This window comes from Caballeronia sp. LZ008, from assembly GCF_031451435.1.
GTDB classification, from domain to species: domain Bacteria; phylum Pseudomonadota; class Gammaproteobacteria; order Burkholderiales; family Burkholderiaceae; genus Caballeronia; species Caballeronia zhejiangensis.
In genome coordinates this window covers 906,985-928,535 of the sequence record NZ_JARUXK010000004.1, presented here as the reverse complement: position 1 = coordinate 928,535, position 21,551 = coordinate 906,985, and the positions used below count along the sequence as shown (strand labels likewise).

The window sequence follows — 21,551 nt, the reverse complement described above, 5'->3', positions numbered from 1 at the left end:
TCCGCAATGCGCTAGAGGAGATTCGTGTAAATGCGTAGCAGTGGAAAGTCTAGAATATCGCTCCAGGACGGTAAGTGGTGAGACGCACATTGCAAATCCAGATTTCACTCCGGTTCGAATAAGAAATGGAAGTTGCTTTAGACATTTTCTTATCCGTTCGTGCGCGTCTCCATGTTGCGAAACATCAATCGTCAATTGCAGTAAGCGCTGATTCAACTTCCGCGATAGGTGCCGAAACTCCAAGGCGAACAAAGCAGCGGGACGTGATAGTGCTGCGTCGCATCGGCGAGCGTGAAGCGAACCGGCACGACGTCCGCGAATACATCGGGCGTCTTGAAGTAATCGGCGACCCAGAAGCGCAACTCGAAATTCCCCGCTCGCGCTTGCGCCGCCGGCAGGATCGGCGAGTCGGTGCGTCCGTCGCGATTGGTGCGCGTGCGCGCGAGCAGCGTGGGCGGCTCGCTGCCGATATCGAACAATTCGATCTGCATCCCGGCGGCGGGTTTGCCGAGTGCGACGTCGAGTACGTGCGTGGTAATGCCTGCGGCCATGATGTTTTCTCCTGATCTCGCGTTCGAGTACTTTCCGGCTCAACTGCCGCGGTAGTAGTTGTAGCTCCACGGTCCGAACAGCACCGGCAAATGAATGCGCTGATTGACGTCCGTGATGCGAAAGCGCAGCGGGATCTTTGAGAGAAACATCGGCTGCGGAAGATCCGCCTTGCGTGCGGCGAAGTATTCGTCCACATGCAGCAACAACTCATAAGTCCCCGCGCGATAGGTATCGCCGATCAGGAGGGGAGGCTCGCTGCGTCCGCTTGCAGCCAGCGTGATCGTCTGAAGGAACTTCGAACGCCCGTCGTCGATCGCAAACAGCTCGACGCGCATACCCGAAGCGGGCGTGCCATGCCATGTGTCCAGGCCGTGCATCGTGAGGCGTGGGCTCAGGCCATCCTGTTGCACCGGGCCGGTCGTCTGATTCGGCGCGGGTGCATCGGCGGACAGCGCCGTCTTCGCGATCAGCATGCTGCCGCCAAGTGCCACAGATTGCAGAGCAAAGCGACGGCGACTCACGTCGAATGCAGGGGATGATGTGTTCTTGTCGCGCATGTCAGGCCCCTTGTTTGTTGCCGAGCTTGCGGATGCCGACGATCACGAGCACCGCGGCCAGCACTTCGATTACGGCCACGAGGTACAGGCCGGTCGTCACCTTGCCCGTCGCGTTCTTGATGAGTCCCATCACATAGGGCGCGCCGAAGCCTGCGAGATTGGAGACGGAATTGATGAGCGCCACGCCGATTGCGGCCGCACTGCCAGCGAGATAGCGGTTGGGCAATTGCCAGAAAACGGGAATCGCGCTCATGGTGCCGATGAGCGATGCGGTCATCGCGAGCAGCGCGATCACCGGCGAGATCTTGTCGAAACCCATCAGCATCGCGAGCGCGGCCATCGATATGCCTCCGACGATTGCCGCACCGCTGAAGTGCCAGCGCACTTCATTGCCGCGATCCGAGTGCGCGCCGTTGATGATCATGCCCGCAGCACCGCACAAATAGGCGACCGCCGCGATCCAGCCGACCGCCATCGGCGTGCTGATGCCAACGTCCTTGATGACGGTGGGAATCCAGAAAGTGAGTGTCGAGTTCGCACACAGCAGGCAGAAGAAGATCGCGATCAGCAGCCACACCTTGCGGTTCTTGAAGAGCGAGCGCCAGTCGTGACCGCGTTCGCCCATCGCTGCGTTGTCGCGTTGCAGGGCATCGAGCACGACGCGCTTTTCATCATCGGAAAGCCAGCGCGCCTGCTCGGGCTTGTCGGTCATGTAGAAGTACGCGAACACACCGGCCAGCACCGACGGAATACCTTCGATGATGAAGAGCCACTGCCATCCGTGCATGCCGTGCACGCCGCCCATCGACGTCATGATCCAGCCGGCGAGAGGACCGCCGAGCACGCCCGCGATCGCAGAAGCCGACATGAACGTGCCGAAGGCGCGCGCACGTCGCTGCGACGGATACCAGTAAGTGAGGTAAAGAATGACGCCCGGATAAAACCCTGCTTCGAATGCGCCGAGCAGGAAACGCAGGACATAAAACTGCGTGGGCGTGGTGACATGCGTTTGCAACATGCAGATGACGCCCCAGCATATCGTGATACGCATGATGGTCTTTTTCGCGCCGATCTTCTGCAGCAGCATGTTCGACGGCACTTCGAAGAGAAAGTAGCCGATGAAGAAGATGCCCGCGCCGAGACCGTATACGGCTTCGCTGAAATGCAGCGAGTCGAGCATCTGCAGCTTCGCGAAGCCGATGTTGACGCGATCCAGCCAAGCGAGCACCCACAGCACGCCGAGGAACGGCAGCAGGCGCCATGAAACCTTGCGATAGACGCTTGCTTCGGCGCTTTCGACCGCGCTCGCGAAAACCGGCATCTCCTGTTTGATGAGCGACATGGTTTCTCCTTTCCAGTCGGTTTGCGTCGCGCGGACACGGCCGTGCGCTCGGTTGGAAGCAAGTATAGAAACGGCCAAAAAATCGGGAACGGGGGACGAGCCAATAGGCCCCATAGCAACATGTATATGGGTTCGAAAGCCTTGTGCGATAGGGCTTTGCACGGTTTTTCGCCGCACTTTTCACGCCTTATGGATTACCCTAGCGCGCCTCGCATGAAGCGGTTCCCGCAGTGCCGGCTGGCAAAATAGCGGCGCAGCCACGCGAACAATAGAGACACCGAAATCATCATGAATCGCACCGACGATCCATTCGATACCTATCTGCTGCGCGTGCTGTGCACGCTGATCGGGGAACGCAGCGTGTCACGCACGGCCATTCGTATGAACCAGTCGCAGCCGGCCATCAGCTCGGCGCTCAAGCGTCTGCGCGCCATCTTCAACGATCCGCTGCTTACGCGCGAAAAGAACGCGATGGTGCCGACCGAACGCGCGATTCAGCTCGCGCAGAGCGCACAGGCCGCATTGAGTGCGCTCGATAACCTGCTCGTATCCGACGATCATTTCGATCCCGCGACAACCGAGCAAAGCTTTACCGTCGGAATGCCCGATTACCTGGCGCCCCCGTTTTTTGCGCATGTCGTGCGCGAATTCAGGCACGCTGCACCACGCGCGCGCCTCATTGCGGTGCCGCTTTCGGCTTCATTCAATTACGAACAGGGGCTTTCCGAAGGCTCGCCCGATATCGTGATCGGCAACTGGCCCAATCCGCCCGAGCATCTTCATTTGTCGGTATTGCTGGAGGACGATGTCGTGTGCGTGGTCGCGCGCGATAGCGTCTATGCGCAATCAGGCAAGTTCGATGCCCAGGACTATCTGAGTGCATCGCATATCGTGCCCACGCCATATTCGCGCGATCAGCGCGGCGTCGTCGATACGGGACTCAGCACCATGCGCGTGCATCGCGATAACCGCGTGAGCTGCCCGTACTTTAATCTCGCGCCGAGCCTGATTCCGGGCACCGATCTTATTCTCACGACCGGCAGGCATTTCGCGAATTATCACGCGCAGCATCTTCCGCTCGTTGTGCTCGACGCCCCGATCGAATTTCCATTCATGCGCTTTTATCAGTTGTGGCATCCGTCGCGGCATCGCTCGGCATCGCACGTCTGGCTGCGCGGCATGCTGACGGCGGCCGCTCAGGAATTGCGCGCGCTGCGCGACATGCATCGCGCGTAGCGCTATCGTGTTCTGTTATGCGGTCAATAGGATCGGCTGTCTCGCCGCCCGATCGCGCGGTTCCTATACTCGGCACGAATTGCCATCGACACGCCATAGGAGACGCGAGCATGTCACAGTCGATTAACCTGGAGCCGGTCAATTTGCTGGACCGCGCGGCATTCATTGGTGCATTCGCAAGCGTGTTCGAGCATTTTCCGCAAGCGGCGGAGGGCGCGTGGAGCGTGCGGCCGTTCGCATCCGCCAATGCCTTGCATGACGCAATGATGGATGTCATCCGCAATCTGGACGATAAAAGCCAGCGCGCATTTCTGAACCTGCATCCGTTGTTATCGGGCGCAAACATTCGCTCGGGAACGATGACGGCCGATTCCGATACCGAACAAAAGAGCGCCGGGCTCGATGCCATGTCGATGGAACAGGAAGCGTCGCTCGATCGTCTCAACAGAGCTTATCTCGAGCGGCATGGCTTTCCGTTCATCATCTGCGTGCGGCACTACACGCGCGAAGGCATCTTCAGCGCGCTCGAACGTCGCATTGGACGCAGCACGCAGCAGGAACTCGATGAGGCGCTCGCGCAAATCGCAGCGATCACGCGTGCGCGGCTGAATACGCGTCTTTCGGCGTTGAATTGATCGGTGTGCGCGAGCCGGAAAACGAATCAGGCTCGCGCACGCACTACCGTGCATCACATGCACGCGGCACGCGATGAAAGTTTCGATCGAAATAAATCAGGCTATCGCCGTCGTCGCGCACGCGGATCGCGGTGGTTTGCACGAACATCACCGAGTGCGATCCTACTTCCTTCGCCTCGACGATCGTCCCTTGCAGGCTGGCGAGCGCATCGCGCAACACCGGCACGCCGTTCGCGCCTTCGTCCCACACCGGTAACGAAAAGCGCTCGTCCATCGACAATTGCGTGAGACCGGCGAAGTGTCGCGCGATCTGTTCGAGGTGACCCGGCAACACGTTCACGCACACATTGCGATTGTTCACGAATGCGGCATGCATGGCGCTCGACCTGTTGATGCAGACGAGCAGCGTAGGCGGCGCATCCGTGACCGAGCACACCGCGCTCGCAGTAATGCCGCAGCGGCCATGCGTGCCTGTCGTCGTAATCACATTCACTGCTGCGCCCAGATGAGCCATGGCCTGGCGGAACAGCTTGCGCACCTGATCGATATCGGAAAGGTCGGGACGGGGCAGCGCGGACATGGGAGCGTCTCCTGTTCGTTTCATGTTCAGGTTGTGTATAGCAAATGGTCAATCAAGCGTACGCGCTGAACCGCACAAATAAAATCGGCACGTCCCGCCCGCTCGCCCGGCGTAGTTACCGAACGCACTAAAGCTTTTACCTATCTCGCGTCATCGAGGTAAAGAAAGGACTTTCGCGGCGAATTTCGGCTGGTTATCATTGGCGCATCAAAAAACAGACCCTGCGATGAGACAGCCGAATCCTCCGGCGCGCTTGGTCCCTGATGCGCGCATCGAAAGAGCAATCGCAATGAATTCTTCCGCTCCCATGGTCTATATCGTCGATGACGACAACGGCATGCGTACCTCGCTTGCATGGCTGCTCGATTCAGTCGGCGTGAAGTCGGAAGGGTTCGCCAATGCCGCCGATTTTCTGCGCGCATTCGATGTGAGTCGTCCCGCTTGTCTCGTGCTCGATGTACGGATGCCGGAGGCTAGCGGATTCGACGTGCAAGCCGAACTCAACCGCCGCGGTGCGACTTTGCCGATCATCTTCGTGAGCGGTCACGGCGACATTCCGATGTCCGTTCGCGCGCTTCAGCATGGCGCGATCGATTTCGTCGAGAAGCCCTATAACTCGCAGCAAATGCTCGATCGCGTGCAGCGCGCGATGAAGCTCGCGATGCAGCGTCACGCGAAAGACCAGCGGCAACGCGAGTTGCGCGAGCGCGTCGACTCGCTGACCGGGCGCGAGAAGGAGGTCTTGCGCGGCGTGATCGAGGGCAAAGCGAGCAAGCGCATCGCCGCCGATCTGCAGATCAGCGTCAAGACCGTCGACGTGCATCGCGCGAGCATCAAGGACAAGCTCGGAGCTGCATCCATCGCGACGCTCGTGCGCGATGTGCTCGAAGTATGGAGCCCGTCCGGCGACGAGCGCGCATGAGTCGAACTCGCTAACGCATGTAAAGGCCGCCGTTCACGTCCCAGCATGCGCCGTTGGCGAAATACGCATCCGGTGATGCGAGCAGCACGGCCACGTCGGCGATGTAATCGGCCGAGCCGAGACGTCCCACGGGAATGCCGGCGATAACCTTGTCGAGTTTGTCGGCAGGCAGGCTCTCATGCACGATCGGAAGGTCAAGCGGACCAGGCGAGATCGCGTTGACGGTCACGCCGCGCGCGGCCAGATCGCGCGCAAAAACCTTGGTCAATGTAATCGCACCGCCTTTGGCGGCCGCGTAATGCGCGCCGGTCGCCGAACCGCCGTTCTGTCCCGCCAGCGATGCGATATTGACGATGCGACCCGCGCCGCGATCCGCGAAATAGAGGCCGAATACCTGACAGCCGAAGAGCACGCTGCGCAGATTGATATCGATGACCTGATCGAACTGCTCTGCGGTAATCTCCATCACGGGCACGACTTTCGATGCACCCGCGTTGTTGACGAGCGCATCGATTCGGCCCCAGCGTTCATGCACGGCATCGCGTGCGTGTTCGAAGTCCGTCTTCGACGTCACATCCAGCCTGATGGCGAATGCGCTGCTCTGGTCCGCACTCAGCTCGCATGCGAGCGATTGCGTTGCTTCGATTGCGATATCGGCCAGCGCAACCCTATAGCCTGCGGCATGAAAGCGGCGCGCGACCACGGCGCCGAGGCCGCGCGCGGCACCCGTGATGAGCGCGATTCTGTTGGACATGTTCGAGTTCCCTTTCTAATGAGCGAGAGCGGCCGCAATGCATGCGGCGACGGTGCAGAGCGTTGCGTTACGGCACCGACAATGCACGTCCGACACGCGCCTCGATCTTTCCATAACGCCACAGGTTGTATTCGCCGACGGGCGTCGTGCGATAGAGATTGCATACCGCGGCGGCCGTATCGAAGTCTGCTACGTCGGCCATGATGTAGAAGGTCCACGGCGCGCCATCGGATTGGCCGACGACGAGACGATCGTCGTCCATCACGCCCAGCACGCGCACGTTCTCCATCGCTTCGACAGCAGCGAGCATCTTGCCGTAGGCTTGCCATACTTCGCCGATCTTCTCGCGCGGCAAATCAAAAAAGTTCTGCGTTACGCCGCAGCAAAAGAGCACGCGCAAAGGCAGGTTTCGGTTATCGGTCATGAAGCGTTACTCCTGATGTTATGCGTTATGCGATGAATGGGGATCAAAGATAGCCGGGAATGGGCGGCACACCGACGAACACGGCACCCGCGCCGTCGTAGTTCCCTTCGCCGAGAAATGCGTGTTGCGTGACGACCATCGCGTCGCGCATCAGGCGTTGCAATGGATGCGTGCGATAGATCGCCATCGTGCCGCCTAGTCGATAGGCGCGATTCACGACATCGGCGCCCTCACGCGCAATCTGCGTTGCGCAGAGGCGTAGCAGGCTCACTTGTTCCGGCATAACTTCATTGCCCGCGAGAATCGATTGCCATACGCTGTCGGTCGATTCGTAGAAGAAGGCCCGTGCGCTGCGCAGTTGTGCTTCCGCTTTTGCAAGCTCGATCCGGTAATAGGCGCGGTCGGCGAGTTGCGGCGCGCCTGTCGTTGTCTTGCGGCCTCCGGCCATATGATTCGCGACATCGAGCGCTGCGCGCGCCAGACCGAGATTCACGACAGCGAGCACTTGCGCCGCATAAGCGATGGTCGGATAGCGATAGAGCGGTTCATCGACCGTTGATGGGCCACCGCGAACGAAGGTCCAGTCTTCAGCAACGAATTGATCCGTCACGCGCAAATCGTGACTCCCCGTGCCCTGCATGCCGACGACGTTCCAGTTCTCGACGATCTCGACTTGCGCGGGGCGAAACACGGCCGTACGCGGCTTGCCTGGTGCTTCACCCGGCTTGCTGGTGCCGATGCCGACGCCGAGCCAGTCCGCGCCCTTGCAGCCGCTCGCGAACTTCCATGTGCCGCTCACGCGATAGCCGCCCGATGCTGGCTGTGCGTTCTGAACGGGGAAGAGGCCGCCCGCAAACACCTGGTCGGGACCGTCGGCGTAGATTGCAGCTTGCGTCGCAAGCGGCAACGCGGCGAGATAGAGATTCGCTGATCCAAAACTCGCGACCCATGCGGCGGAGCCGTCAGCGACAGCGATGCGCTCGATCATCTGCAGAAATTCTCCCGGTGCGCGCGCGTCACCGCCGAATCGTTTTGGCGTGGCCGCACGATAGATACCTGCGCGCTTGAGCTTGTCGATGACATCGCGCGGTACGTGCGACACGCGGTCGAATTCATCGCGACGCCGGGCGATTTCGGCGATCACATCGTCGAGCGCTATCGCGTCGGTTTGACTGGACAGATCGTCGCGAAGGGCGACTGCAATCGCGGATGCTGACATGGGGACATCTCCTTTTCGTTCGTATGGCGCATGAGATTGAGTTGAAGTGCTTTCGAGCCACACGCAGTAATGCCAGTCTAGGAATGCAAAAAGGCTGAAACAATTGGGAAGGCGAGCGTGCGATTCGGTGAAGCCTCCCGTCCGGCTAAAGAAATCTTTAGGGACGTGCGGGACGCGCCGATGCTATGGTTAGCGTTGCAACCATGTATCCCATGCGCCACGACATGAACTTCCCCACCGAAGACGATTTCCACCGCCTGCTCGATGCGCTGACGCAATGCGTGCTGCTACACGACGCCGAAACGAAGGCCATCGTGTGGGCCAATCGCGCAGCATGCATCGCGCTGGGTTTTTCGGTGGAAGAATTGCTTCCGCTCAAGGCGCACGATATGACGCGCGATGACATCAGGTATCGCCGCGAAATTGCCGTGAATGCGATGGATCGCTCCATCACGGAAGGTCCGCAAAGTTATGAGTGGTGTTATCGCTCGCGCGCGGGCGTCGACATGCTGTCCGAGGCAATCGCGACATACGTACCGCTCACGGGACGCGAAGTTGTGATGGTGCAGTTTCGCGACATCAGCGCTGAAGATGCAATGCGGCAGAAATTGCGCCGCTATGAAACACGCTTGCGCGAATACATGCAGGATCTGGGTGAGGGCGTTGCAGTGCTGACGCCGCGCGGCAAGGTGAGTTTCATCAGCGAATCGGGACGACGCGTGCTCGGTGTCGCGAACGATGCGCCGCTCGGCGTCGCGCTCGACTATTGCACGAGATCCGATCGCGACCGGCTCGTCACCCAGTTGCGCAGTGCGACGCGCCAACATTCGACGCCCGCGCAACGCTATGCGATCACGCGTCGTGACGGCGCGAAACGATGGCTGCGCATAACGTGCAGGCGCATCGATATCGAAGACGGCACACTGGTTCATTTCCGCGACATCAGCGATGAAGTGGCGATCGAGGAAGCCCGGCGAAGCGAAGCGCGGATGCTCGAATACGCGGGACGTTATAACGCTATGGGCGAAATGGCGACCGCGATCGCACACGAGTTGAGCCAGCCGCTCGCTGCCGTGCGCAACTTCATCGAAGGCGCGATTCAGCGGCTCGCGCAGCCAGATTCCATCGACAGCGCGATCTGGGGCCTGCGTGCAGCGGACCGGCAAGCAGAGCACGCGGCGCATATCATCAAGAGCGTGCGCGAGTTCATCGTGAAGCGGGAGCCTGCCGAAGCTCAGACCGATCTTCGCGACGTGCTCGCGGATGTCGCTTACTTCATCCAGTTGCGCGCGCGAGACGAAGGCGTGACGGTCAGGATCGAGCCATCGCACGAGCCGTTGCCGATACGTTGCGAGCGCGTGCTTATCGGTCAGGTGATCCTCAATCTGGCATTCAACGCAGTCGAAGCAATGAGCGGCATGAAACCGTCTGCCGGCACCGTCACGCTTGCCGCGATGATGAACGGAAAGACAGCCGAACTGCATGTGATCGACGACGGACCAGGCGTGCCCGATGATGCGCTCGAACGCCTGTTCGACGGCTTCTCGTCGTCGAAGGCGGGCGGCAACGGCATCGGCCTGTCGCTGTGCAAGAACATCGTGTCGCGTCACGAAGGACGGATCTGGGCGCAACGCGCGGCGGGCGGCGGACTGGAATGCTGCTTCGCGTTGCCCTTGTTGCACCATACGGATTGACACGACGTTGCGCGTTGAGTGAGCAACATGGATCACAAGCGCTCGGCATATCGAGGCGTCGGCGTTGCGCCGCTGGGCATGCTCTCATGCAGGCCCGGGCTATCGATCGTCACGCGCGCTTCACGCGTTTCGCGTTCGAGACTCGATCGGTATTGACTGCATCCGACGAAAAGCAGCACGGCAGCAAGCCCGATCGCCACGGCATTGATGATGGCCATCGAGTGTCCAACCGCGAGCGGCGATCCGAATACCTTGTCGGTGATAAGCGCGACGAGCGTCGTGCCGAGACCCAGTCCGATGAGATTCGATACCAGCAGGAACATCGCGGATATCTGTGCGCGCATCTGGTTCGGCGCAAGTGCCTGCATGGCGGCGGCCGAAGTCGGCAATGGGAACGACGCGAAGAACATCGCCACGACGAGCCATGCGAGCGATGCGGCGAGGCTCGTCGTCTGAGTGAACGCGATCGCAGGAGCGAGCATGCATGCCGCGCCGATCCACGCTGCGCGCATCGGCGCATCGGTGTGTCCGCGACGCAGCAGCCAGTCGCTGAGCCAGCCGCCGCAGAATACGCCCGTCGTATTGGCGACGAGCATCACGATGCCGAGCATATAACCCGTTTCGACCGGCGAGAGAGCGAAACGGCGCATATAGAACGCAGGTGTCCAGCTCATCAGACAGTACAGGCCCATCGCATAGAACGAGAAGCCGACGTAGTGGCAGAAAAAGGTCTTGCGATGATTGGCGATGAAACGCAGCGCATCGCCCATCGCGACTCGCTTGACCTTGCCCGACCCGTCCTGCGCAAGTCCTTTGCGCGCGGGATCGCGTACCGTCAGCATGAAGACGAAGGCGACGAGAAGACCCGGCAATCCGACGATGAAGAACGTCAATTGCCATGCGCGTAGTTCGCCGACCAGCGGCAAGGCGAACACGCTCGCGTGCTTGAGCAATGCAATCACATAACCGCCGACAAGAAATGCAATGCCGCCGCCGATGAACGAGCCGAGCGAATAGATGCCGATTGCACGGCCCATCTTTTCCTTGGGAAAAAAATCCGCGAGCATCGAATAGGTTCCCGGCGATAGGGCGGCTTCACCCACGCCGACACTCATGCGCGAGACGAACATGTGAACGAAGCTCTGACTCAGGCCGCATGCCGCGGTCGCGACGCTCCACAGCGCAATGCCCGCAGCGATGATGCGCGGACGTGCGAAACGGTCCGCGAGGTACGCGATCGGCATGCCCATCACCGCGTAGAAAAGCGAGAACGCGAAGCCGTGCAAGAGACTGAACTGCGTATCGCTGAGATGCAGATCGCGCTTGATCGGCTCGATCATAAGCGCGAGCACCTGCCGGTCGATGAACGAGAACACATAAGCCAGCATGCAGATCACGACGACATACCACTCGTATGTATAGCGCTTGCTTTTGGGCTTCATGGTGGTTGGGAAGTGAGGTTCGGGTGTGAGGCAGTGTCGATGCGGAGGATATCGGCGTCAAATTCGCCGAAAAGGGATGCGATCATCAGTGAGGCAAATTTGAATCGACATCGGCGGCATTTATCGATAGATGCGCTTTTGACTGATTTGCCGTGTCGCGAGGTCAAAACGCAGACTTCTGATCTGCGAACCTTCTTGGGCGCACTATCAGGGTGCAATCCTTGCGAACTAGTTGTTAAAGTAATTACTGAACTTCGCGATAGCGCGTGATCGCCTACGCATGAGCGCATGTGTTTTTCAATCGTGCATTCCTAGGATTGCGCAACAGGCACTAGAGGAGAAGAATCGAAAAGCTTGACGCAAAAAAATTGAAAACCTATAAGCAGTCGCGTCGAGGCGACGCAAGCAGCAGGAGGAGGGCATGTACGCCAACTACGAAACCTTCGAGGACGCCGACCATCACGCGCATGCGCTGGCGGGGTGGGAGCAGCGCTATGACCAGGTGGGCGAGGGCGCATTCCGCAGCACGGTGAAGCAGGTTTCATTAGCGGGCGTTCAGGTCTTTCAGGAATCTGCGAACGTGCGTATCGTTCAGCGCGGGCAATTGCCGGCCGGATTCGTCACGTTCGGACTCGTGCTCGGCGGTGGCGCGCCGTTCTCGTTTCAGGGCGTGCGGGTCGACGAAAACGCGCTCGTCGTCGCGCCCGGCGACAAGGAATTTCTTCTGCATTCGCCGCCCGATATGTCGATGCTTGGCGTCGCCATCGATGCGCAATTGCTTGCTTCAGCGGCGGACGCGGCGGGCGTCGATGTGCAGGACGAAATCCTCAGCCGTCATGTGCTGAGCATTCCCGGCGCGGCCGGCGCGCGTGCGGGTAAGCGCATCATCGCGGCGGTCGAGACCGTGCTGGCGGACCGGAATCCGATTTTGTCCGATGATGGCGCGCATCGCTTCACACATACGGTCACGGAAGGCATCCTCGACCTCCTGACGTTTCATGTACCGACGCGCGAGGACCGGCTCACTTATGCGTGCCGCGCCGACGTCGTGCGGCGCGCACACGATCTCGTGCTTGCGCGTCCGGAGCAGCCGATATCGGTGCTGGATTTATGCGAAAAACTGCGCGTGAGCCGCCGCACCATTCAAAACAGCTTTCAATCCGTCACGCAGATGAACCCTGTAAGTTATCTGCGAGCCGTGCGCCTTGCTCAGGTGAGACGGCTTCTTACAACGACATCGCAAAGCGAAGTACCGGTTCGCGAGGCTGCAATGCGCTGGGGATTTTCCAACCTCGGCCACTTCGCGAGCGATTACAAAAGCCTGTTCGGCGAACTTCCCTCTCAAACGCCGCGCGCCCGCTGAACAGCGCTTCACGCATTCCTGGTTGCCGATAACAGGCCGCATTGTCGCGGCTTGATATCGGCATTCGTGCTTCGAAAATCTGCGCGAAAAGCCTGATCTCTGTCGGCTCCCTTTCGAATGCTCCATTTCGGCACGCACGCGCTGCCGGTTCCGAAGTGCTTCTTTTTATTGTCGTCTTTAGAGTCGTTTCGACGATAAACAAGGAGACGCACAGATGGAGATGAGACGGCTAACCACCGCCATGGGGGCCTTACTGTATGGACTGCTTGCGTGTCAGCCGCACGCGGGCGCGGCCGAAAAGCCGGAAGAACTGACGGTTGCGAAGGTCCCGCCCTATAGCCCGCATCGCGTGTTCGTGACGGATGTGTCGTTTGCGAGCATGACCGATGCGCGCGTTCATGTCTTCGACGGCGACACGAAGCGCTTCCTCGGCGAGATCGATGCAGGCTTCGCTCCGGGCTTCACGATCTCCCCCGACCACAAGACGAGCTATGTCGCGACGACGTATTTCGCGCGCGGCAGCCATGGCGTACGCACCGATGTAGTCGAGATCATCGATAACACGACGCTCGAGGTGACCGATGAAATCGTGATCCCGGCCAAGCACGGTCAGACCGTGCCGACGCCTTACAGCACGATCCTCTCGGAAGACGGTAGCCGACTTTACGTGTCGAACATCACGCCGTCGACATCGGTCACGGTCATCGATACGGCCGCGAAGAAGGTTCTCGGAGAGATCGACACCGATGCTTGCGTGCTCGCGTATCCGAGCGGCAATGACCGCTTCTCGGCACTGTGCGAGAGCGGCAAGGCGCTCACCATCAAGCTCGATGCAAGCGGCAAGGAAGCGAGCCGCAAGCTCTCCGACGCGTTCATCGACGTCGATAAAGACCCGGCCTTCATCAACGCGGTGCGCGACGGCAACCAGTATCTCTTCACCACGTTCAACGGCAACGTGCGTACCGCCGATTTCTCCGGCGATGCACCGGTGTTCGGAACGTCGTGGTCCTTGCTGAGCGATCAGGAACGCAAGGCAGGCTGGCGTCCGGGAGGCTTGCAGCAGACCGCGCTGAATGTGGGCACACATCGTCTTTACGTGGCCATGCACAAGGGCGCGGACGGTTCGCATAAAGAGCCGGGCACGGAGATCTGGGTCTACGACACGCAGAGCAAGAAGCGCGTAGCACGCTGGGATCTCGCGAAGCAGAAGATCGATCCGCTGCTCGCGATTCAGGTCAGCACCGATGACAAGCCGCTCTTCTACGGCCTCACGCCGACATCCGATCTCGTCGTGATGGACGCGACGACCGGCAAGCGCCAGCATGTCGAAAAGCAACTCGGCACGACGTCGACGTTGCTGCTCAACCCTTGAGGTGACGAGATGATCGATCCCGTCATTCTCATGGTGTGCATCGCAAGCGCGACGATCATCGCACTCGCGGGCACGGCGCCGAAGTGGCGCGAACCATCACGCTTTCGCGCTTCGCTCGAAGCGTTCGCCTTGCTGCCGTCGTTCGCAGTGACGCCGTTGTCGTTCGCGTTGCCTGCACTCGAAGCGGCTGGCGCGATCGGCGTGTTGTTCGCCGATACCCGCATGGTCAGCGCCATCGTGCTGGCCGCGCTTTTCGTGCTCTTCGGCGCGGCGCTCGCGATCAACGTGCTGCGCGGTCATACCGACATCGATTGTGGCTGCTCGGGCTTCGTCGCAGCAAGCTCATCGACGCGCACGCCTAAGTCGATCGGATGGTGGCACGTCGCGCGTGCTCTGATGCTCGCCGCGCTCGCGGCCGCCGCACTCATTCCCGCTACGAGCCGCGCGCTGATGTGGTTCGACTATCTGAGCGCAGGCGCCTGCACGCTTTTCGCCGTCGCCGCGTGGTTCACGCTCGACGTGCTGCTGGTCAATCTTCCCAAGCTCGATTCTCTGAGGAATTCATGATGCAAACCGCCCTGATGATTTCGGCCGCACTGTCGTGGGCCGCTTTGCTCGCGCTCGGCGCGATCTGTCTCGCACTTGTTCGCCAAGTCGGCATTCTCTATGAACGCATGATGCCCGCGGGCGCGCTCATGATCGACAAGGGACCGGCCGTCGGCGCGATCGCACCGGTGTTCGAACTCGGCGATATCGCCGGCCGCGCAGTGAAGGTCGGCGGCCTGTCGAACTCGAAGCGCAACACGCTCGTCTTCTTCCTTTCGCCGACGTGCCCCGTGTGCAAGAAGCTGCTGCCTTTGCTTCCGTCGATCCAGGCGCGCGAAGGTTCGGTCGACATCGTGCTTGCCAGCGATGGCGAATTCGAAGAGCACGCCGCGTTCTATCGCAAGTCCGGTCTTTCGCAATATCCGTATGTGCTGTCGCAGGAACTCGGCCTTTCTTATCAGATCGGCAAGCTGCCCTATGCCGTGCTGCTCGATGACGAAGGCAAGGTCCGCGCGAAAGGTCTCGTGAACACGCGTGAACATCTGGAAAGCCTGTTCGAAGCGAAGGAACGCGGTGTCGCGTCGCTGCAGGAATTCGTGCACGGCAAGCACGATGACCACGCGCATCACGGCCATCACGACCACGAAGCGCAAGTCGGGCAGCACGCCTGAAGACGCCGATAACTTTTCCATTCCTACAGGTGAGCGTCCATGAAATGGCTGGATTCATTCTTCGAACATAAGGCACGCGGCGTCGCGCAACGCAGTTCGCGGCGCAGCGCGATGGCGAAGCTCGGGAAAGTGCTGGTCGGATCGGCAATGGTGCCGCTGTTGCCGGTCGATCGCACCGCCTATGCAACGGAGCCGAAGAAGCCGGGTTCATCGGCAAGCGATGATCCGACGAGTTGCGACTACTGGAAGTATTGCGCGATCGACGGCTGGCTTTGCAGCTGCTGTGGCGGCACGTCGAGCAGTTGCCCGCCGGGCACGACGCCTTCGCCGATCACGTGGATCGGTACGTGCCGCAATCCGCACGACGGCTCGGATTACATCGTGTCCTACAACGACTGCTGCGGCAAGACGAGCTGCGGACGCTGCTTCTGCAATCGCAATGAACGCGAAAAGCCGCTTTACAAGCTATCGCTCAATAACGATATCAACTGGTGCATGGCGAACGGCAATTCGAATTACCACTGCTCGGTATCGGTCCTGTTGGGAGCGGCAACGCAATGAAGACTGCAAGCGTTTTGATGGCGGCGTTGGTCGCCGGCGCAATGAGCTTTGCTTCGGGCGCTTATGCACAGACAGTGCATTACCCGGGCGGCAAATCGACCTTCGATGGCAAATGCGCGGTCTGTCATCAGGCAGGCGGAAAAGGCATGGACGGACTTGCGCCGCCGCTCGTCGAATATCCCGGCAAATATGCGGGCTCTGCCGATGGCCGCGCGCAATTAGGGCACACCGTGCTCTATGGCATGTTCGGCCCGATCAAGGTCAAGGAGAAAAGCTATAACTTCAAGATGCCGAGCTTCGCATCGCTCTCCGATGAAGAGATCGCGGATGTATTGAACTACGTCGTGTTCGATCTGAACGCGCAGCATGGTTCAGCGAAGCCTTTCGACGTCGCCGAAGTCAAGGCATGGCGCGCGGGTCCGCTCGATCAGACCGCCGTGCATCAGCGTCGCGAAGCAGTCGTGAAGGGCCTGGGGCTATGAAGCCGCGCGCGATGCTCGTCGCTGGGACGCTGGCCGCGCTGTCGACGACGGCGGCATCGCAGACGCAGGCGTACGACGCGGCGCGCGCGCGACAGGACTGGGTGCTCAATTGCATGGGATGCCACACCGCCGATGGCTCGGGCATTCCCGGCAAGGTGCCCGCATTGCGCAACTCGCTCGGTCATTTCGTCTCGCTTCCCGACGGCCGTCAGTTTGTGATGCGAGTACCGGGCGCTGCCAATTCCGCATTGAACGACGCAGAGCTCGCGAACGTCTTGAACTGGTTGCTCGCGACGATGAACGAGCAATCGCGGCCCGCATCGTTCAAGCCTTATACGGCGGAAGAAATTGCGGCGCATCGCAGACCCGCGCTCACCGATGTCGCGCGTATCCGCATGAAGCTCGTCAAGGAATTGCAGGAGAACGGCGTGAACGCCGTCCCGGAACATTACTAGGAGACAACCCGATGAATAACAGCCAGCATCCCGCGATGCTCGATTCCACGCGCGCATTCCTCGCATCGGCGAAAAAAATGCTCATCGATGGCGCATGGGTCGATAGCGCGAGCGGCGCGACACTCGATGTGATCGATCCCGCCGATGGAGAACTGCTCGCACGCGTGCCGAGCGCCGACGAAATCGATGTCGATCGCGCCGTGCAAGCCGCACGCCGCGCGTTCGACGACTCCGCATGGTCGCGCATGAAACCGACCGATCGCGAGCGTCTCTTGCTGCGCGTTGCCGATCTTATCGAAGCGAACGCGCGCGAGCTCGCGGAAATCGAATCGCTCGACAATGGCAAACCGGTCACGGTCGCCCACGGGCTCGATGTGTCGATGGCCGCGCAATGCTTCCGCTATATGGCCGGCTGGGCGACCAAGATCGAAGGCAGCACGCTGGAAGCATCGATTCCATATAGCCCGTCGAACGATTTCTTCGGCTATACGCGCAAGGAAGCGGTCGGCGTCGTCGGCGCAATCATTCCGTGGAATTTTCCGCTGCTGATGGCATCGTGGAAACTCGCGCCCGCGCTCGCGACTGGCTGCACCGTCGTGCTGAAGCCTGCGGAAGACACGCCGCTTTCCGCATTGCGGCTCGCGATGCTGATCGAAGAGGCGGGCATCGAGAAGGGTGTCGTGAATGTCGTCACCGGCCTCGGCCGCACGGCGGGCGCGGCGCTCGCGCGTCATCCGGGCATCGACAAGATCGCGTTCACGGGTTCCACGCCGACGGGTAAAGCTATCGGTCACGCGGCGCTCGATAACATGACGCGCATGTCGCTCGAACTCGGCGGCAAATCGCCGGTTATCGTGCTGCCGGATGTCGATATCGATAAAGCGGCAGAAGGCGTCGCCAATGCGATCTTCTTCAACTCGGGACAAGTCTGCACTGCGGGCTCGCGCGTCTATGTGCACGAGAAAGTATTCGATCGCGTGATGGAGCGTGTCGCGGCGATCGCGCAATCCTTGCCGATGGGACCGGGCCTCGATGAATCGACGCAGATCGGCCCGCTGGTATCCGCACGGCAAATGGATCGTGTGCTGAGCTATATCGAAGCGGGCCGCGATGAAGGCGCGCGTGCTATCGCGGGCGGTGCGCCCAAGGACGGCGCCGGTTTCTTCGTGAAGCCGACAGTGCTCGTCGATACCGATCATTCGATGAAGGTCGTGCGCGAAGAGATCTTCGGACCGGTGCTCGTCGCGATGCCGTTCAACGATATCGACAGCGTGGTCGCCAAGGCAAACGACACGCCTTATGGACTCGGCGCGAGCATCTGGTCGAACGATCTCTCGGCAATTCACAAGCTCGTGCCGCGCATCAAGGCGGGCACGGTATGGGTCAATTGCCACTCGCTGCTGGATAACGCGATGCCGTTCGGCGGATTCAAGCAGTCGGGTTTCGGGCGCGAGCTCGGACGCGCGGTGATCGACATGTACACAGAGACCAAGTCGGTGCTGATCAACTACGCGTGAGGACGCTTGCATGACAACTAAAACGATCGCGCGGCAACTTGTCTCGACAGCGGCGCTCGCCGTGTGCGCGAGCGCATCGGCGCAAAGCAATGTGACACTGTATGGAACGGTGGATGCAGGGCTGACTTATACGACCAATCAGCAAGTCACCAATGCGGACGGGAGCGTCGGTTCGGGGCATAACTTCGCGTTGTCCGGCGGCAATCTCGTGCCTTCACGCTTCGGCTTGCTCGGTGTGGAAGATCTCGGCGGCGGCTTGCAAGCGAAATTCAACGTGGAGAACAGTTTCTATACGGGAACGGGAAGCCTGGTGCAGGGCGGGGCGCTATTCAACCGTCAGGCTTGGGTGGGCCTCGCGCACGAACAGTTCGGCACGTTGTCCCTCGGACGTCAATACGACTCGTATAGCGATTTCCTCGGGCCTTACGTATCGAGCAATTCGTGGGCGACGCTTTATGGTTCGCATATCGGCGACGTCGATAACCTTAACGAAGCGTTCAACTTCAACAACGCGATCAAATACACGAGCCCGGACTGGAGTGGCTTTTCGGTGGGCGGCACTTATAGCCTCGGCGGCATTGCAGGCGACTTCGGGCAACGGCGCGGATATTCGTTCGCCGCGGCTTATACGCGTTTGCCCATCTCGATCAGCGCAGGTTATCTGAACCTGCACAATCCGCTCGATGCGGCTTTGGGCGGAGCAAACGGCTACATCGGCGATTTCGCGTGTTCGAATCCGTCGGCACTCTATTGTCAATTGCAGAACGCGGAAGCGTTGAAGGCGTATGGCGCGGGCGCATCTTATGCAATCGGGCCGGCGACTATCGCGCTGACTTATACGCATAGTCGTCTCGAGCATAGCCAGTACTTCGCCGATAGCGCTAATCCGCAGGGCCGCGACATCGCGATCGATATCGGCGAAGTGAATCTGACTTATGCCGCGACGCCGTTCCTGCAACTCGGGCTTGCCTATATCTATAACAATGCGAAGCCGGACGGGGGGTCATCGACGCGTTTTCATCAAGTGAACGTCGGCGCGAACTATGCGTTGTCCAAGCGTACTGCGCTGTATGGCGTCGCGATCATGCAGAAGGCGGTCGGCGCGGGACTAGGCATCGATCCGGCGACGGGTGGACCGGCGAATTACGCGCAGATTCCCAATCTGCCGAATTCGAACAGCGATCGCCAGTTGTCCGTGACGCTCGGCATACGGCATAACTTTTAAGTATTTCCAGGGGCGTGCTTTGACCCGGCCGGAACGATTTCCCGCCGGGCTTTTTTCCCGCGTTCAAGAGATACGCATGATTTCATGATCGTTGATACGATCGCAGCATGAACATTAAGCGCGATGTACATGCCGATCTGTACGGAGTCGATGGCTGCAAGGCGGGCTGGTTCGTCGCGAAGCAATGCGGTCGCACCGGAACGATCGCGACGAAAGTTATCGGCCGCTTCGAAGATCTGCTCGAATGGAAGCGCGCGAATGCTATCGTTGCTGTGGATATGCCGATCGGTCTTTCATCGAATGGCGTTCGGACGTGTGACACGCTCGCTCGAAAAATACTCGGACGTCCGCGCGCAAGCTCTGTCTTTACGCCGCCGATTCGCGCGGCTTTAGTCTCGTCGAGCTATGAAGAAGCGTGTGCGGTCAATCAGGCCGTCACCGGAAAACGAATCTCCATTCAGGCATTTCACATTCGCAACAAGATTGCAGAAGTCGATGACATGCTGCGCACGCTCGCCGATGAAGATGTGCGCGTCTTCGAAGTGCATCCCGAGTTGAGCTTCATGCATCTGCGAATGGAGCAGGGCGGTCCGGCGCACGGCCTGCGCGAAAGCAAGGCGATTGCATCGGGATTCGCATTGCGTCGCGCGTTGCTCGTGCGATGCTTCGGCGGCTCGATCGATACGGCGCTCGCGGCGCGCAAGCCCGCGCAAGCGTCGCTGGACGATGTGCTCGACGCATTCGCGGCGTTATGGACCGCGCGCCGAATCGTTTCGGCAACGACATTCCGTCTGCCCGACGACATCGAGTTCGATTCGGAAAGTCTTCCCATGGCCATTCATTGCTGATGTTTGCGGACGGTTTCGTCAAAAGAATTCGAAATACGACGGCGAGCACGGCGGTATAAAATTGAGACGTACTCGTATCGCGCTCGAATGCGCCCGCTGCCATGGAAACTCCGTCGGGCAAAGAAGCCTCCCACAAGCGGATGACGCCACGCACGCTCAACGTGCTGACGGCGCTCATCGGACTTGCCACGCTCGCATTGGGCGTCGCCTGGTTGATCTATACGTGGATCGTCCATCTCGAAGTGCCGTACTTCGCGATTCCGCTCGTGCTGACGGTGCCGGTGATCGTCGCGGTGGCGTTCCGCAACTGCTGGGACTGACGCGCCTGAAATGAAAACGCACCGTGGCGATACGATCGCGACGGTGCGTCTGAATGTCGTTGGTAGGCTCGATTGGACTCGAACCAACGACCCCCACCATGTCAAGGTGGTGCTCTAACCAGCTGAGCTACGAGCCTACGGAAGCCGCGAATTATAGGGGAAAGTTTCGCGTTGTGGGGATTCTCAGGCGAAAATTTTTGATCGAGGATTTTTCGGACGTGAAGACCGCTCCACCGCAACTTCGCCAGTTTACATAACACAAAGTGTTGCGCGATTCGTCTGATTATCCCCACGCGTAGCTGCTTGGGTCGGAGAGGGGGCTACCGCCGATACGAATACCGCGCCAACGATCAAGTTCAGCGCGATAGCCCCCGTCGCTTTTCCCCATGCGTTCTCCCAAAGCGAACGCGTTTCAGTGTCCCGAGCGCGCTCAACGTTCGCGGCCGCGATCACCTCAATTGCCTGAATATTAAGGATTTCGGCGACACGCAGAGCTGTGGTGTCGTCGAACGTCGCATTGCCCAATCGGTACTTGCTGACTGCGGCGCGCGTGACTTTTAGCGCCTTCGCTGCCGCGTAATCCGACGGCAATCCTAGGCGTTCTTTCACGGCGTCAAGGTACTCAACAGTGGTTTTCATGGTCGCCCCCCGGCGCGAAATGGCTTACGTCAAAACGGAAGTTACGCAAATAGTCAACTGACCGCAACGGATCAGCCAGTTGACTTGTATCAGGATGTTGACGTAACTTTCCGTTCGTCAGGCCGCAGAACGACAGCAAGACCCCGCTGTTTGAAGGCTGATCCCCTTTAGAGCGGTCTGACACCTTTTTCAACT

The 21,551-nt window shown here is 59.9% G+C and carries 24 protein-coding genes and 1 tRNA gene; 15 read left to right on the top strand and 10 right to left on the bottom strand.

The genetic code is table 11. The features are described from left to right. Positions 1–212: 212 nt before the first annotated feature. The 3 genes from uraH to QCE49_RS29270 are packed head-to-tail and all read right to left on the bottom strand — an operon-like array spanning position 213 to position 2,451. Positions 213–551 (bottom strand): hydroxyisourate hydrolase, encoded by a 339-nt coding sequence (uraH, locus tag QCE49_RS29280; protein ID WP_008353315.1) that lies wholly within the window; start codon positions 549–551, stop codon positions 213–215. Positions 552–590: 39 nt separating this feature from the next. Then, complete coding sequence (locus QCE49_RS29275; RefSeq protein ID WP_175979356.1) at positions 591–1,109, bottom strand: hydroxyisourate hydrolase; 519 nt, start codon at positions 1,107–1,109, stop codon at positions 591–593. Between the two features lies 1 nt (position 1,110). Further along, entirely contained in the window at positions 1,111–2,451 is a 1,341-nt protein-coding gene (locus tag QCE49_RS29270) for an MFS transporter (protein ID WP_250456783.1), read from the bottom strand. Between the two features lie 288 nt (positions 2,452–2,739). On the opposite strand from QCE49_RS29270, the gene QCE49_RS29265 reads away from it, so the two are divergent. Both QCE49_RS29265 and uraD read left to right on the top strand, forming a co-directional pair. After that, positions 2,740–3,687 (top strand): LysR family transcriptional regulator, encoded by a 948-nt coding sequence (locus tag QCE49_RS29265; protein WP_008353318.1) that lies wholly within the window; start codon positions 2,740–2,742, stop codon positions 3,685–3,687. A 110-nt stretch (positions 3,688–3,797) separates the two neighbouring features. Beyond that, entirely contained in the window at positions 3,798–4,322 is a 525-nt protein-coding gene (uraD, locus tag QCE49_RS29260; protein ID WP_250456782.1) for a 2-oxo-4-hydroxy-4-carboxy-5-ureidoimidazoline decarboxylase, read from the top strand. Positions 4,323–4,365: 43 nt separating this feature from the next. On the opposite strand, the gene hpaC is transcribed toward uraD, so the two are convergent. Beyond that, the gene (gene hpaC, locus QCE49_RS29255) at positions 4,366–4,902 is read right to left on the bottom strand and encodes a 4-hydroxyphenylacetate 3-monooxygenase, reductase component (RefSeq protein ID WP_008353320.1); all 537 of its coding nucleotides are present in this window, start codon (positions 4,900–4,902) and stop codon (positions 4,366–4,368) included. Between the two features lie 289 nt (positions 4,903–5,191). Here hpaC and QCE49_RS29250 point away from each other — a divergent pair, with 289 nt between their 5' ends. Continuing rightward, positions 5,192–5,824 carry a response regulator transcription factor gene (locus tag QCE49_RS29250; RefSeq protein WP_175979354.1) on the top strand — a complete coding sequence of 211 codons (633 nt, stop codon included), beginning with the start codon at positions 5,192–5,194 and terminating at the stop codon, positions 5,822–5,824. Between the two features lie 10 nt (positions 5,825–5,834). Here QCE49_RS29250 and QCE49_RS29245 read toward each other — a convergent pair whose 3' ends face one another. From QCE49_RS29245 to QCE49_RS29235, 3 genes are all read right to left on the bottom strand, one after another. Then, on the bottom strand, positions 5,835–6,578 hold the full coding sequence (locus QCE49_RS29245) for an SDR family NAD(P)-dependent oxidoreductase (protein ID WP_250456781.1): 744 nt from the start codon (positions 6,576–6,578) through the stop codon (positions 5,835–5,837). 67 nt (positions 6,579–6,645) lie between these two features. Continuing rightward, complete coding sequence (locus QCE49_RS29240) at positions 6,646–7,002, bottom strand: hypothetical protein (RefSeq protein WP_175979352.1); 357 nt, start codon at positions 7,000–7,002, stop codon at positions 6,646–6,648. Between the two features lie 43 nt (positions 7,003–7,045). Then, positions 7,046–8,221 carry an acyl-CoA dehydrogenase family protein gene (locus QCE49_RS29235; protein WP_175979351.1) on the bottom strand — a complete coding sequence of 392 codons (1,176 nt, stop codon included), beginning with the start codon at positions 8,219–8,221 and terminating at the stop codon, positions 7,046–7,048. 224 nt (positions 8,222–8,445) lie between these two features. Between QCE49_RS29235 and QCE49_RS29230 the strand changes: the two genes are divergently transcribed. Continuing rightward, positions 8,446–9,915: a sensor histidine kinase gene (locus tag QCE49_RS29230; protein ID WP_175979350.1), complete on the top strand. Its 1,470-nt coding sequence runs from the start codon at positions 8,446–8,448 to the stop codon at positions 9,913–9,915. Between the two features lie 32 nt (positions 9,916–9,947). Here the strand turns inward: QCE49_RS29230 and QCE49_RS29225 are convergent, their stop codons facing one another. After that, positions 9,948–11,357, bottom strand: a complete 1,410-nt coding sequence (locus QCE49_RS29225) for an MFS transporter (RefSeq protein WP_250456780.1) — start codon at positions 11,355–11,357, stop codon at positions 9,948–9,950. A gap of 421 nt (positions 11,358–11,778) precedes the next feature. On the opposite strand from QCE49_RS29225, the gene QCE49_RS29220 reads away from it, so the two are divergent. The 11 genes from QCE49_RS29220 (at position 11,779) to QCE49_RS29170 (ending at position 20,717) form a co-directional block, all read left to right on the top strand. Further along, on the top strand, positions 11,779–12,720 hold the full coding sequence (locus QCE49_RS29220; RefSeq protein WP_250456779.1) for a helix-turn-helix domain-containing protein: 942 nt from the start codon (positions 11,779–11,781) through the stop codon (positions 12,718–12,720). 214 nt (positions 12,721–12,934) lie between these two features. Beyond that, positions 12,935–14,092 (top strand): amine dehydrogenase large subunit, encoded by a 1,158-nt coding sequence (locus QCE49_RS29215; protein ID WP_409017559.1) that lies wholly within the window; start codon positions 12,935–12,937, stop codon positions 14,090–14,092. Positions 14,093–14,101: 9 nt separating this feature from the next. Next, the gene (locus tag QCE49_RS29210; RefSeq protein ID WP_008353336.1) at positions 14,102–14,659 is read left to right on the top strand and encodes a MauE/DoxX family redox-associated membrane protein; all 558 of its coding nucleotides are present in this window, start codon (positions 14,102–14,104) and stop codon (positions 14,657–14,659) included. After that, the gene (gene mauD / locus QCE49_RS29205) at positions 14,656–15,309 is read left to right on the top strand and encodes a methylamine dehydrogenase accessory protein MauD (RefSeq protein ID WP_250435832.1); all 654 of its coding nucleotides are present in this window, start codon (positions 14,656–14,658) and stop codon (positions 15,307–15,309) included. Before QCE49_RS29210 ends, mauD begins: the two co-directional genes overlap by 4 nt. A 39-nt stretch (positions 15,310–15,348) precedes the next feature. After that, positions 15,349–15,870: a methylamine dehydrogenase light chain gene (locus QCE49_RS29200; protein WP_008353338.1), complete on the top strand. Its 522-nt coding sequence runs from the start codon at positions 15,349–15,351 to the stop codon at positions 15,868–15,870. Beyond that, positions 15,867–16,352 carry a cytochrome c gene (locus tag QCE49_RS29195; protein ID WP_250456777.1) on the top strand — a complete coding sequence of 162 codons (486 nt, stop codon included), beginning with the start codon at positions 15,867–15,869 and terminating at the stop codon, positions 16,350–16,352. Before QCE49_RS29200 ends, QCE49_RS29195 begins: the two co-directional genes overlap by 4 nt. Further along, positions 16,349–16,807 (top strand): c-type cytochrome, encoded by a 459-nt coding sequence (locus QCE49_RS29190; protein WP_409017557.1) that lies wholly within the window; start codon positions 16,349–16,351, stop codon positions 16,805–16,807. Before QCE49_RS29195 ends, QCE49_RS29190 begins: the two co-directional genes overlap by 4 nt. An 11-nt stretch (positions 16,808–16,818) precedes the next feature. Beyond that, complete coding sequence (locus QCE49_RS29185; protein WP_250456776.1) at positions 16,819–18,324, top strand: aldehyde dehydrogenase family protein; 1,506 nt, start codon at positions 16,819–16,821, stop codon at positions 18,322–18,324. A gap of 10 nt (positions 18,325–18,334) precedes the next feature. Beyond that, positions 18,335–19,549 (top strand): porin, encoded by a 1,215-nt coding sequence (locus QCE49_RS29180; protein ID WP_309806699.1) that lies wholly within the window; start codon positions 18,335–18,337, stop codon positions 19,547–19,549. Positions 19,550–19,656: 107 nt separating this feature from the next. Then, positions 19,657–20,397 carry a DUF429 domain-containing protein gene (locus QCE49_RS29175; RefSeq protein WP_250456774.1) on the top strand — a complete coding sequence of 247 codons (741 nt, stop codon included), beginning with the start codon at positions 19,657–19,659 and terminating at the stop codon, positions 20,395–20,397. A gap of 101 nt (positions 20,398–20,498) precedes the next feature. Beyond that, positions 20,499–20,717 carry a hypothetical protein gene (locus tag QCE49_RS29170; protein ID WP_250456773.1) on the top strand — a complete coding sequence of 73 codons (219 nt, stop codon included), beginning with the start codon at positions 20,499–20,501 and terminating at the stop codon, positions 20,715–20,717. Between the two features lie 60 nt (positions 20,718–20,777). Here QCE49_RS29170 and QCE49_RS29165 read toward each other — a convergent pair. Then, positions 20,778–20,854: transfer RNA gene (locus QCE49_RS29165), tRNA-Val, on the bottom strand. Positions 20,855–20,966: 112 nt separating this feature from the next. Continuing rightward, on the bottom strand, positions 20,967–21,356 hold the full coding sequence (locus tag QCE49_RS29160; protein WP_250435821.1) for a hypothetical protein: 390 nt from the start codon (positions 21,354–21,356) through the stop codon (positions 20,967–20,969). Between the last annotated feature and the right edge of the window lie 195 nt (positions 21,357–21,551).

Bases quoted from the DNA above. Each gene is read 5' to 3' on its own strand.
- uraH (WP_008353315.1), bottom strand. From the start codon at position 551: ATGGCCGCAGGCATTACCACGCACGTACTCGACGTCGCACTCGGCAAA.
- QCE49_RS29275 (WP_175979356.1), bottom strand. From the start codon at position 1,109: ATGCGCGACAAGAACACATCATCCCCTGCATTCGACGTGAGTCGCCGT.
- QCE49_RS29270 (WP_250456783.1), bottom strand. From the start codon at position 2,451: ATGTCGCTCATCAAACAGGAGATGCCGGTTTTCGCGAGCGCGGTCGAA.
- QCE49_RS29265 (WP_008353318.1), top strand. From the start codon at position 2,740: ATGAATCGCACCGACGATCCATTCGATACCTATCTGCTGCGCGTGCTG.
- uraD (WP_250456782.1), top strand. From the start codon at position 3,798: ATGTCACAGTCGATTAACCTGGAGCCGGTCAATTTGCTGGACCGCGCG.
- hpaC (WP_008353320.1), bottom strand. From the start codon at position 4,902: ATGTCCGCGCTGCCCCGTCCCGACCTTTCCGATATCGATCAGGTGCGC.
- QCE49_RS29250 (WP_175979354.1), top strand. From the start codon at position 5,192: ATGAATTCTTCCGCTCCCATGGTCTATATCGTCGATGACGACAACGGC.
- QCE49_RS29245 (WP_250456781.1), bottom strand. From the start codon at position 6,578: ATGTCCAACAGAATCGCGCTCATCACGGGTGCCGCGCGCGGCCTCGGC.
- QCE49_RS29240 (WP_175979352.1), bottom strand. From the start codon at position 7,002: ATGACCGATAACCGAAACCTGCCTTTGCGCGTGCTCTTTTGCTGCGGC.
- QCE49_RS29235 (WP_175979351.1), bottom strand. From the start codon at position 8,221: ATGTCAGCATCCGCGATTGCAGTCGCCCTTCGCGACGATCTGTCCAGT.
- QCE49_RS29230 (WP_175979350.1), top strand. From the start codon at position 8,446: ATGAACTTCCCCACCGAAGACGATTTCCACCGCCTGCTCGATGCGCTG.
- QCE49_RS29225 (WP_250456780.1), bottom strand. From the start codon at position 11,357: ATGAAGCCCAAAAGCAAGCGCTATACATACGAGTGGTATGTCGTCGTG.
- QCE49_RS29220 (WP_250456779.1), top strand. From the start codon at position 11,779: ATGTACGCCAACTACGAAACCTTCGAGGACGCCGACCATCACGCGCAT.
- QCE49_RS29215 (WP_409017559.1), top strand. From the start codon at position 12,935: ATGGAGATGAGACGGCTAACCACCGCCATGGGGGCCTTACTGTATGGA.
- QCE49_RS29210 (WP_008353336.1), top strand. From the start codon at position 14,102: ATGATCGATCCCGTCATTCTCATGGTGTGCATCGCAAGCGCGACGATC.
- mauD (WP_250435832.1), top strand. From the start codon at position 14,656: ATGATGCAAACCGCCCTGATGATTTCGGCCGCACTGTCGTGGGCCGCT.
- QCE49_RS29200 (WP_008353338.1), top strand. From the start codon at position 15,349: ATGAAATGGCTGGATTCATTCTTCGAACATAAGGCACGCGGCGTCGCG.
- QCE49_RS29195 (WP_250456777.1), top strand. From the start codon at position 15,867: ATGAAGACTGCAAGCGTTTTGATGGCGGCGTTGGTCGCCGGCGCAATG.
- QCE49_RS29190 (WP_409017557.1), top strand. From the start codon at position 16,349: ATGAAGCCGCGCGCGATGCTCGTCGCTGGGACGCTGGCCGCGCTGTCG.
- QCE49_RS29185 (WP_250456776.1), top strand. From the start codon at position 16,819: ATGAATAACAGCCAGCATCCCGCGATGCTCGATTCCACGCGCGCATTC.
- QCE49_RS29180 (WP_309806699.1), top strand. From the start codon at position 18,335: ATGACAACTAAAACGATCGCGCGGCAACTTGTCTCGACAGCGGCGCTC.
- QCE49_RS29175 (WP_250456774.1), top strand. From the start codon at position 19,657: ATGAACATTAAGCGCGATGTACATGCCGATCTGTACGGAGTCGATGGC.
- QCE49_RS29170 (WP_250456773.1), top strand. From the start codon at position 20,499: ATGGAAACTCCGTCGGGCAAAGAAGCCTCCCACAAGCGGATGACGCCA.
- QCE49_RS29160 (WP_250435821.1), bottom strand. From the start codon at position 21,356: ATGAAAACCACTGTTGAGTACCTTGACGCCGTGAAAGAACGCCTAGGA.